The following is an 8,598-nucleotide window of genomic DNA, read 5'->3' on the forward strand; positions in this document are numbered from 1 at the left end:
CCCCCTCCCCCGCCCCCACTCCTGGCGACGGGACGACGCAGCCGGGCACGGGCACTCCGCCGGAAACCGGGCTCACCGGCGGCGAAGTGGTGGGCATTGGCGGCGCGGCCCTCTTCGTCGTCCTGGCGCTCGTGGCGGCGCGCAAGCTCTTCGGCAAGAAGCGCGTTCCGGAGGCCCCCCGCAAGCCGGAGGAGGCGCCCCAGCTGCCCGCGGAGCGCCCCGAGCTGCGAGTGGAGCTGCCGCCCAACGAGGCGGAGCTCGCCCGGCGCCGAGACCTGGACGACGCCCACGCGCGCATGGACGAGCTGCGCCGTGAGCGCGAGACGGCCTCGTTCGCCGCCCACGCCGCGAAGGACCCGGCGGAGAAGGCCCGGCTGGAGGAGCAGGTCCGCGCCCTCAAGGAGCGCGAGGAGGAGGCCAAGCGCGTCGAGTACCGCGCCAAGAAGGCGCTCGACGACGAGACGCGCGAGCGCCGCAAGCGGGAGCAGGTCGAAGCAGTGCGCCTGCGCGACGAGGCCATCGCCCAGGAGGCCGCCCAGGCGGAGGCCGCCCGTCAGGCCGAGGCCGCCGCGGCGCGTGCCAAGGTGGAGGCGGAGGGCGGCCGCACGCTGGCGCAGGGGCTGGACCGCACGAAGAACCAGGGCTTCATGGCGCGGCTCAACGGCCTGTTCGGCGGCCAGCGCACCATGGACGAGTCCGTCCTGTCGGAGCTGGAGGAGATCCTCTTCACCGCCGACATCGGCGTGCGCACCGCGGACCACCTGGTGGAGGTGGCGCGCGACAAGCTCAAGCGCGCGGAGCTGAAGGACCCGGAGCGCATCAAGGGCGCCATCCGCGACGAGGTGGCGCGCATGGTGGACCTGCCCGTGCCGCGTTCGCTGGAGGGCGGTGGCCCGCCGCACGTGGTGATGGTGGTGGGCGTCAACGGCGCCGGGAAGACGACGACCATCGGCAAGCTGGCCGCGCAGCTCACCGGCCAGGGCAAGAAGGTGGTGCTCGCCGCGGGTGACACCTTCCGCGCCGCCGCCACGGAGCAGCTGGACGTGTGGGCCGAGCGCGCGGGCGCCCAGTTGGTGAAGGGCCCGGACGGCGGCGACCCGAGCGCCGTCATCTTCGAGGCGGTGAAGAAGGCGAAAGAGGAAGGCGCCGACGTCATCATCGCGGACACCGCGGGCCGGCTGCACACCAAGGCCCCGCTCATGGAGGAGCTCAAGAAGGTCAAGCGCGTGATGGACAAGGCGCTGCCCGGCGCGCCCCATGAGGTGCTGCTCGTGCTGGACTCCACCAACGGACAGAACGCCATCCAGCAGGCCAAGCAGTTCCACGAGGCCGTGGGCATCAACGCCATCGCGCTCACCAAGCTGGACGGCACCGCCAAGGGCGGCGTCATCATCGGCATCTGCGACGAGCTGAAGCTGCCCGTGGTCTGGGTGGGCGTGGGCGAGAAGATCGCCGACCTGCGCCGCTTCGAGCCGCGCGAGTTCGTGCAGGCGCTGTTCGACTGAAGTGGCCCTACTGCCCCATCAACTGGGGCAGGAGTTGCTCCAGCAGTTGCTGCGTCTGGGCGTCCAGCTTCACACCGCCCATGCCCATGTTGCCGCCCATGGCCTCCATCAGCCCCTGGAGGTCCGCCGCTCCCAGGTCCTCGTCGCCGTGGGACTCCTCCCACCAGCGCGTGCGCAGCTGCGTCAGCGCCTTCGCGTTCGCGGGGCTCGCCTTCGCCAGTTCCTGCGTGAAGCATGCCTTGCACGCCCACTTGAAGCGGTACGTGTCCACGTACGCGCGCAGGGCCTTGAAGAAGGCGCTGTCCCCCGCGAGCTTGCGCGACGCGTGGTGCAACAGCGGCGCCTTGCCGTACACGAGCGCGCCGTACTCCAGCTCGCCGCCGTCGAAGTCGCCCGTGGGCCGGTCCGCGCGGCCGTCGCTGCCGCCCGTCAGGCGGAAGAACTGGTAGGGCATCACCAGGGCCTCGTTGCGCAGGGACTCGGCGGCCTCCGGGCCGTGGGCCCACTCCATGTAGAGGAGCGCCGCGTACTGGGCCAGGGACTCGTCCACCACCGGGTCGTGGATGGGGTCCGAGCCCACGAGCCCCGCGAAGTACTGGTGCGCCACCTCGTGCGCCACGGTGAACTCCAGCGTGCGCTCCAGGGACGCGCCCACCTGCGAACTCACCTGCGCCAGCATCCCCGCGCCGCCCTGCGCGTCCAGCAGTTCCTGGAAGGCCTCCATGCCGGGCATGCCCACCAGCATGGACAGCGGGTCCTGCTTCGCGCGGTAGAGGGACGTGCCCACCGTCACCAGCCCCGGGAACTCCATGCCGCCCGCGCCGCCGCTCAAGGGCGCCTGCACCACGCGGAAGTGGGTGTAGGGCAGCGGGCCCAGCCGCTTCTCGAACTCCGTCAGGGCCTGCGACGCGTACTTGAGCACGCGCTTGCCCACCGCCGCGTCCCGCGCCGCGAAGTGGCTCTCCACCGTGACGCCGTTCACCGTGGCGGTGGCGGACTGGTAGCCGCGCGTCACCAGCACCGGGAAGTCGCGCACCGCCGCCGCGGCGAAGCTGTAGCGCACCCGGCCGTCGCGCTCGGGCACCGCGCCCATGGGCGTCCCGGTGGCGTGCGCCGCCCAGCCTGACGGCACCGTGAGCGTGGCCAGCACGTGCGCGGGCTCGTACAGCGCCAGGTCCCCCGTGCCCTGCGGACCGGCCCACGGCTGGCCCTGCTCATCCACCGGCGGCACCTGCGGCACCACGCCCACCAGGCTCACCACGTCCGCCGTGGCGGAGAAGGCCCCGTGGTCGTCCGAGCCGCCCTTCGCGCCGCCGCCCAGCAGCCCGCCCGAGCCCAGCAGCGACTCAGCGCCCGGCGCCGCTTTCGGCACCGTGCCCTTCAGCGCGACCTCCAGCGACACCGTGCCGCCCGGGGGCACCGGCGGCTCCACGGTGATGCGCTGCAACGTGGGCTCCGGCCCCAGCTCCAGCGCCACGGCCTTCCCGTTGAGCTTCGCGCCGGAGAGCGTCACCTGGCGGGAGCGGGTGTTGGGCGTCAGCCGCAGGTACAGCTCCGTCACCGGTTTGGGGCCCTTGGCCACCAGCTCCACCTGCACCTTGCCCCAGACGCGCCGCTCCTTCGGCTCCACCTCCAGCTGAACCCGGTAGAGCGGCACGGACTCCAGCGGCCCCAGCGCCCGCGCGGCCCGGTCCCGCTCCTCCGGCTTCAGGTGCTGGAGGCACAGCTGCACCTCTGGCGCCACGCTGCCCGCGCCCGGGATGGCGGAGGCCGTGGGGGCGGGAGGTGTCGCCGCGGCCACGGGGCCCGCGACCAGCGCGCACAGCAGCCACCATCCGGGGAAGGTCCGCATGGGGGCATGCTAATTGACCCCGTCCAGGGCCGCTCGCTACAAGCCTCCGGGTGCGCCACTCGCGAACGTTGACCCTCTCCGCCGCCGCGCTGAGCCTCCTGGCCTGCGCGAAGCAGGTTCCCCCGTCCACCGCCGCCGCGCCGCCCGAACCGCGCTCGGTCCAACTGCTGAGCGCCACGCCGGAGCGTGAGACGGCGCGCCTGGAGCAGCGGCGCGAGGACGTGGAGGTGGACACCCGCGAGGGCGAGCGCACGCCGCGCGTCGTCGCCACCGGCGAGACGCCGCAGCTGCTGCTGGACGGCGCCAAGGCGAGCCTCTGCGGGGACGCGGCCTGCACGCAGGGCTTCGCCGTGGACAACTTCCTGCTGCTGGAGGTGATGGACACGAAGGGGAAGGTGTCGCGCCGCGCCGCCGTGGGCTTCGCGGACAGCGTCTTCATCGGCAACGAGCAGGTGGACAACGTGGGCCGGCGCGCCTTCAGCTTCGAGCCCAACGAGGTGGACCTCAGCGCCCTGCTGCCGGAGTCCGAGCCCTTCCGCATCCGCGCCACCGCGCTGGACTACTGGGGCGTGGGCCGCGTGACGAACGTCTTCCTGCGGCTGGAGCCCGGCGCGGGCCGCGCCGAGGACGACCTGCGGGGCAACTGAGCGGCCCGGGGCAGCAGAGCCCTCCGGAGCCAACCGGGGCGGACGCGGACGTCCGCCCCGAGCGTCGTCAGAAGCGCACGCCGTTCGCGGGCATCGCCGGGCGCAGGCCCGAGAACCCGATGTCGCCGTCACACGTCCCGCCGCACACTTCGTTCGGGGTGAGCTCCGCGGGGCCCCGGGTTACCGCGTAGGCGCCAGCGCCCGCCGCCGCGGCCACCACGCCCACGCCCACCCAGACGTACCACTTCTGGTACCAGGCCTTGCTGGTGCTCTCCTTCACCTCCGGCGGCTGCTCGGTGCCCAGCGCCAGGCCCGGCTGGTCCACCTGCGGCCCCGCGGGCTTCGAGGGCTCCAGCAACGTCGAGCGAGGCACATCATCCGCCTGCGCCACCGCCGTCGGCGTGTCAGACGAGGGGCGCAGCCGCCCCTCCACGACGTAGAGCTGACCGGCGCGCACGTTGATGTTCTTCACGTCCTTGAGCCCCGGCCCGCGGAACTCGATTTCGTGCTGCCCCTGGGACAGGGGGTAGTTCTCGATGGGGGCGGGGCCCACGCGGTTGCCGTCCACGAACACCACCACGCGGGGCACGTCCGCGCGCAAGGTCGCGAAGCCCGTGGCCGCGTCCAGCGCGATGATCAGCTCTGTCGCCAGGCCCGGCGCCAGCGTCACCTGCTGGATGAAGTCCGCATAGTTCTGACGGCGGGCAACGACGGTGTGCTCACCCGGCGCCAGCTCCAGCGGCGTCTGCGGGTTCACCTCCTGGCCGTCCACCGTCACCTTCGCGCCGCGCGCGTTGCTGCCCAGCTTGAGCGCGAGCGTGGCCTTGGCCGGGGCCGTGTCCTCGGCGGTGGCCGTGGCGGCGTTCTTGCCCGCCTTGCCCTTGCGCGCGCCCAGCTTCTCCTTCTTGGGCGGCGTCTTGCGCTTGGCCGTCGGCTTCGGCGGCTTCGCGGGCTTGGTCTTGGTGCCCTTGGGCTTGGTGGGCTTCGTCTCCGAGGGCCCCAGGAGATCATCAATGTCCTGGGCGAACGCCGCGGACGGCAGCGCCAGGGTGGCGACGAGCGACAGGATGGCGAAGCGGCGAAGACTCATGTCGCCCGAAGGTTAGAGAGTCATCCCTGGGGAAGCAAACACCGTCCCACCGGGCCGTCCGTTGGGAGAATATCCGCGCTCCATGCACCGCGCCCTCGTCACCCTCCCCCTCGGCCTCTGTGTCCTCTCGCTCGCGGCCTGTCCGGGCAAGGCCCCACCCCGGGTGGAGACCTCCACGGCCTCCGTGCCGCCTCCCATCCACGTGCCGCCCGGCTGTGAGAAGGACCAGTCCGGCGACTACCACCACGCGCAGAACCCGGCCTTCCGCTATCTGGCCCAGGACGACGGCCGCACCCTGTCGCTCGCAGTGGTGCGCGCGTGGGCGGACGGCGGCATGGAGTCCCCGGACGCGGGCTCCGTGGGCATCGCGCTCACCCGCACGCCAGAGGGTTTCGTGGGCGAGACGCGCGCCACCGGCTTCAGCGCCTCCGGGATGCCCTGCCCCGTCGCCTTCCCCACGGAGGCCGTGGCCTGCACCGACGCAGGCCTCACGCTGAGGGCCGCGTCCAGCACCGCCATCGACGAGGGCTGCCGTCCCGCGACCTCCGGCCCCGCCCCGGTGCGACAGGAGCAGGTGCTGCTGCGCGGCGCGCCCGACGCGGGCCTGTAGGCGCCAAGCCGGAAGCCGTGGAAAAGCACCGCGCCGCCCTCCCCGCCCTGGAGCCCAGGAGGGAAGCGGCGGCGCGAGGTGGACAGCGAAGCGGTGCGAACGGCTCAGGCCGCCTGACGCGGCTGCTCCTCGGAGGGAGTCACCGCGGGGGCGGCGTCCGGCACCTTCGCCCGGCCCGCCAGCCCCTGCAGCAGGCTGGACGCGCCCACGTAGAGGAAGCCCGCCAGGAACAGGATGATGAAGGGCACCGACGTGTAGATGCGCGAGTCGATGGCGAACCACAGCGCCCCGGTGAAGTACGCGGCGAAGAGCAGCTCCACCACCGGCATCAGCGTCTTGCTGCCCCGGTAGCTCTTCTTCACGGCCTTGACGTTCTTGCCCTCCGCGCCCGTCTTCGGCGTGCGCGCGAAGCCCGACTGCTGGTTGAGCAGCGCCTCGCCCACGGCCTTCGCGTTGTTGATGGCCAGGCCGATGCCCAGGCTCATCAGGAAGGGCAGGTACTTGAAGCGCTCCCAGCCCTTCACGCCGCGCTCGCGCTGGGCGGCCACGTAGAAGACGCAGACGCTGGCCGTCGCGGTGATGAAGAACGGCAGGTCCAGGAACAGCGTGCCGTACAGGCCGTGCTGGAAGCGCACCACCATGCTGATGGGCATCAGCACGGACAGGAGCACCATCAACAGGTAGGCCATGTTGTTGGTGAGGTGGAAGAAGGCCTCGCGCTTCACCAGGAGCGGCAGGTCGCTCTTGAGGATGGTGGGGAGCAGCTTCTTCGCCGTCTGGATGGAGCCCTTGGCCCAGCGGTGCTGCTGGCTCTTGAAGGCGTTCATGTCCACCGGCACCTCCGCCGGGGAGATGACCTCCGGCAGGAAGATGAACTGCCAGCCCTTGAGCTGGGCGCGGTAGGACAGGTCCAGGTCCTCCGTGAGCGTGTCGTGCTGCCAGCCGCCCGCGTCGCCGATGGTCGTGCGGCGCCAGATGCCCGCGGTGCCGTTGAAGTTGAAGAAGCAGCCGGCGCGATTGCGCGCGGTGTGCTCGATGATGAAGTGCCCGTCCAGGAAGATGCTCTGCGCCTGCGTGAGGATGCTGAACTCACGGTTCAGGTGGCCCCAGCGCACCTGCACCATGCCCACCTTCGCGTCCGCGAAGAAGGGCACCGTGCGCATCAGGAAGTCGGGGCTGGGGACGAAGTCCGCGTCGAACACCGCCACGTACTCGCCCGAGGCCAGCTTGAGGCCGTTCTCCAGCGCGCCCGCCTTGAAGCCCTGGCGGTTGACGCGGTGGATGTAGACGATGTCGTGGCCCTTCTGACGGTGGCGCTCCACGCACGCGCGCGCGATGCCGCACGTCTCGTCCGTGGAGTCGTCCAGCACCTGGATCTCCAGCAGCTCGCGCGGATAGTCGATGCGGCACACCGACTCCACCAGGCGCTCCACCACGTACATCTCGTTGAAGATGGGCAGCTGGATGGTGACCCTGGGCAGCGCCTTCAGCGTGCCGTTGGGCGTCGGCAGCTTGAACTTGTGGCGGTAATACAAAAACGCCATGCGGTAGCGGTGGGAGCCGTAGACTCCCAGCACGCTCAGCAAGCTGAAGTAGACTGCCAGGAAGATGATCTCGACGGTGGTCATCGGTGACGCTCAGCCCCTCCCGCTGGCACTGGCGCCAGCGGTCCTACCAGACGTGGCGGCATGCCGACCGACCGCTCACGCTGACCGCCGCCTGTGGGTCTGCTGAGCCCCGCCCCGTATGTGCCCGAAAAGACAGGGCTTTGACCTTCCGGCTACTGATCGCCGGCGGACAATAGGGAGCCACCCGGGTCATGTCAAACTATTCCCCGGATTCGAGAGGCTTTGAACGGCGGCTTTGACGCAGGTTGTCACCCCCTCCTTCCCTGCGTCGGGGCGATACCGGGACGACGTCCCAGGTGCTCCGAGCGGCACAGGACCTAGCGCGCGACGCGCAGGGGCACGGGAGCGGTAGGCACGAGGGCGGGGCCTTCCGCGACGTGGGACTCGTCACGGGTGGCGCGGTCCAGCACGGCCTGCACCAGCGCGGGGAAGTCCAGGCCGGCGCGGGCGGCGATCTTCGGCAGGAGGCTGGTGGGGGTGAAGCCCGGCAGGGTGTTCACCTCCAGCACCACGTCGTTCTCCGTGTCGGAGCACATCAGGTCCACGCGGCCATAGCCCCGGCAGCCCAGGGCGCGGTACGCCGCGAGCGCGAGTGACTCCACGTTGACGCGGCGGGTGCCGGACAGGCGGGGCGGGAGGAAGTACTGGGCGCCGCCGCCCTTGTACTTGGCCTCGTAGTCGAAGCCCTCGCGCGGGTAGGACACCTCGCAGCTGCCCAGCACGCTGTCGCCGAGGATGCCCACCGTCACCTCCGGGCCCTGGACGAAGCGCTCCACCAGGGCCTCGCCGCCGAAGCGGCACGCCTGGACCACCGCGGGCACCAGCGCCCCGGCGTCGTGCACCACGGACAGGCCCACGGACGAGCCGCCCTTCGCGGGCTTCACCACGCAGGGGAAGCCGCTGTCGCCGTGCAGCTCCAGCGCGCGCTCCGCGTGCTCGCGGGCCACCCGGTAGCCCCAGGGAGAGGCCAGGTTGTGCAGTTGGAAGAGCTTCTTCGCCATGGGCTTGTCCATGGCCAGCGCGGAGGCCAGCACGCCGGAGCCGGTGTACGGAATCTCCAGCAGCTCCAGCAGGCCCTGCACCCGGCCGTCCTCGCCCATGCGGCCGTGCAGCGCCAGGAAGGCCACGTCGATGTCCGCCGCGCGCAGCGCCCGGTCCAGGCCCGGGCCCGCGAAAACGCGGGTGACGGTGTGCCCCAGGGTCTCCAGGGCCGCCACCACGGCCTCCCCCGTCTTGAGCGAAATCTCCCGCTCCTCGCCCCACCCG

At 71.6% G+C, this 8,598-nt stretch carries 7 protein-coding genes; 3 read left to right on the forward strand and 4 right to left on the reverse strand.

Features of this window, described 5'->3' with window-relative positions:
- A partial coding sequence (gene ftsY, locus D7Y21_RS38460; RefSeq protein WP_233612458.1) for a signal recognition particle-docking protein FtsY occupies positions 1–1,505 on the forward strand: 1,505 nt, incomplete at its 5' end.
- Positions 1,506–1,512: 7 nt separating this feature from the next.
- Here the strand turns inward: ftsY and D7Y21_RS38465 are convergent.
- Entirely contained in the window at positions 1,513–3,357 is a 1,845-nt protein-coding gene (locus D7Y21_RS38465) for a M1 family aminopeptidase (protein WP_121718363.1), read from the reverse strand.
- 50 nt (positions 3,358–3,407) lie between these two features.
- Between D7Y21_RS38465 and D7Y21_RS38470 the strand changes: the two genes are divergently transcribed.
- Positions 3,408–4,004 carry a hypothetical protein gene (locus D7Y21_RS38470; RefSeq protein ID WP_121718364.1) on the forward strand — a complete coding sequence of 199 codons (597 nt, stop codon included), beginning with the start codon at positions 3,408–3,410 and terminating at the stop codon, positions 4,002–4,004.
- Between the two features lie 67 nt (positions 4,005–4,071).
- Here D7Y21_RS38470 and D7Y21_RS38475 read toward each other — a convergent pair whose 3' ends face one another.
- On the reverse strand, positions 4,072–5,094 hold the full coding sequence (locus D7Y21_RS38475; RefSeq protein ID WP_120566367.1) for a PEGA domain-containing protein: 1,023 nt from the start codon (positions 5,092–5,094) through the stop codon (positions 4,072–4,074).
- Positions 5,095–5,176: 82 nt separating this feature from the next.
- Between D7Y21_RS38475 and D7Y21_RS38480 the strand changes: the two genes are divergently transcribed.
- Positions 5,177–5,704: a hypothetical protein gene (locus tag D7Y21_RS38480; protein WP_199735575.1), complete on the forward strand. Its 528-nt coding sequence runs from the start codon at positions 5,177–5,179 to the stop codon at positions 5,702–5,704.
- Positions 5,705–5,808: 104 nt separating this feature from the next.
- Here the strand turns inward: D7Y21_RS38480 and D7Y21_RS38485 are convergent, their stop codons facing one another.
- Both D7Y21_RS38485 and D7Y21_RS38490 read right to left on the reverse strand, forming a co-directional pair.
- Positions 5,809–7,332 carry a cellulose synthase family protein gene (locus D7Y21_RS38485; protein WP_121718366.1) on the reverse strand — a complete coding sequence of 508 codons (1,524 nt, stop codon included), beginning with the start codon at positions 7,330–7,332 and terminating at the stop codon, positions 5,809–5,811.
- A 317-nt stretch (positions 7,333–7,649) separates the two neighbouring features.
- A partial coding sequence (locus D7Y21_RS38490; RefSeq protein ID WP_147469503.1) for a D-alanine--D-alanine ligase occupies positions 7,650–8,598 on the reverse strand: 949 nt, incomplete at its 5' end.

It is taken from the genome of Corallococcus sp. AB045 (genome assembly GCF_003668895.1).
Classification (GTDB): domain Bacteria; phylum Myxococcota; class Myxococcia; order Myxococcales; family Myxococcaceae; genus Corallococcus; species Corallococcus coralloides.

Excerpts from the sequence above, each read along its gene's own strand:
- D7Y21_RS38465 (WP_121718363.1), bottom strand. The coding sequence starts at position 3,357 with ATGCGGACCTTCCCCGGATGGTGGCTGCTGTGCGCGCTGGTCGCGGGC.
- D7Y21_RS38475 (WP_120566367.1), bottom strand. The coding sequence starts at position 5,094 with ATGAGTCTTCGCCGCTTCGCCATCCTGTCGCTCGTCGCCACCCTGGCG.
- D7Y21_RS38480 (WP_199735575.1), top strand. The coding sequence starts at position 5,177 with ATGCACCGCGCCCTCGTCACCCTCCCCCTCGGCCTCTGTGTCCTCTCG.
- D7Y21_RS38485 (WP_121718366.1), bottom strand. The coding sequence starts at position 7,332 with ATGACCACCGTCGAGATCATCTTCCTGGCAGTCTACTTCAGCTTGCTG.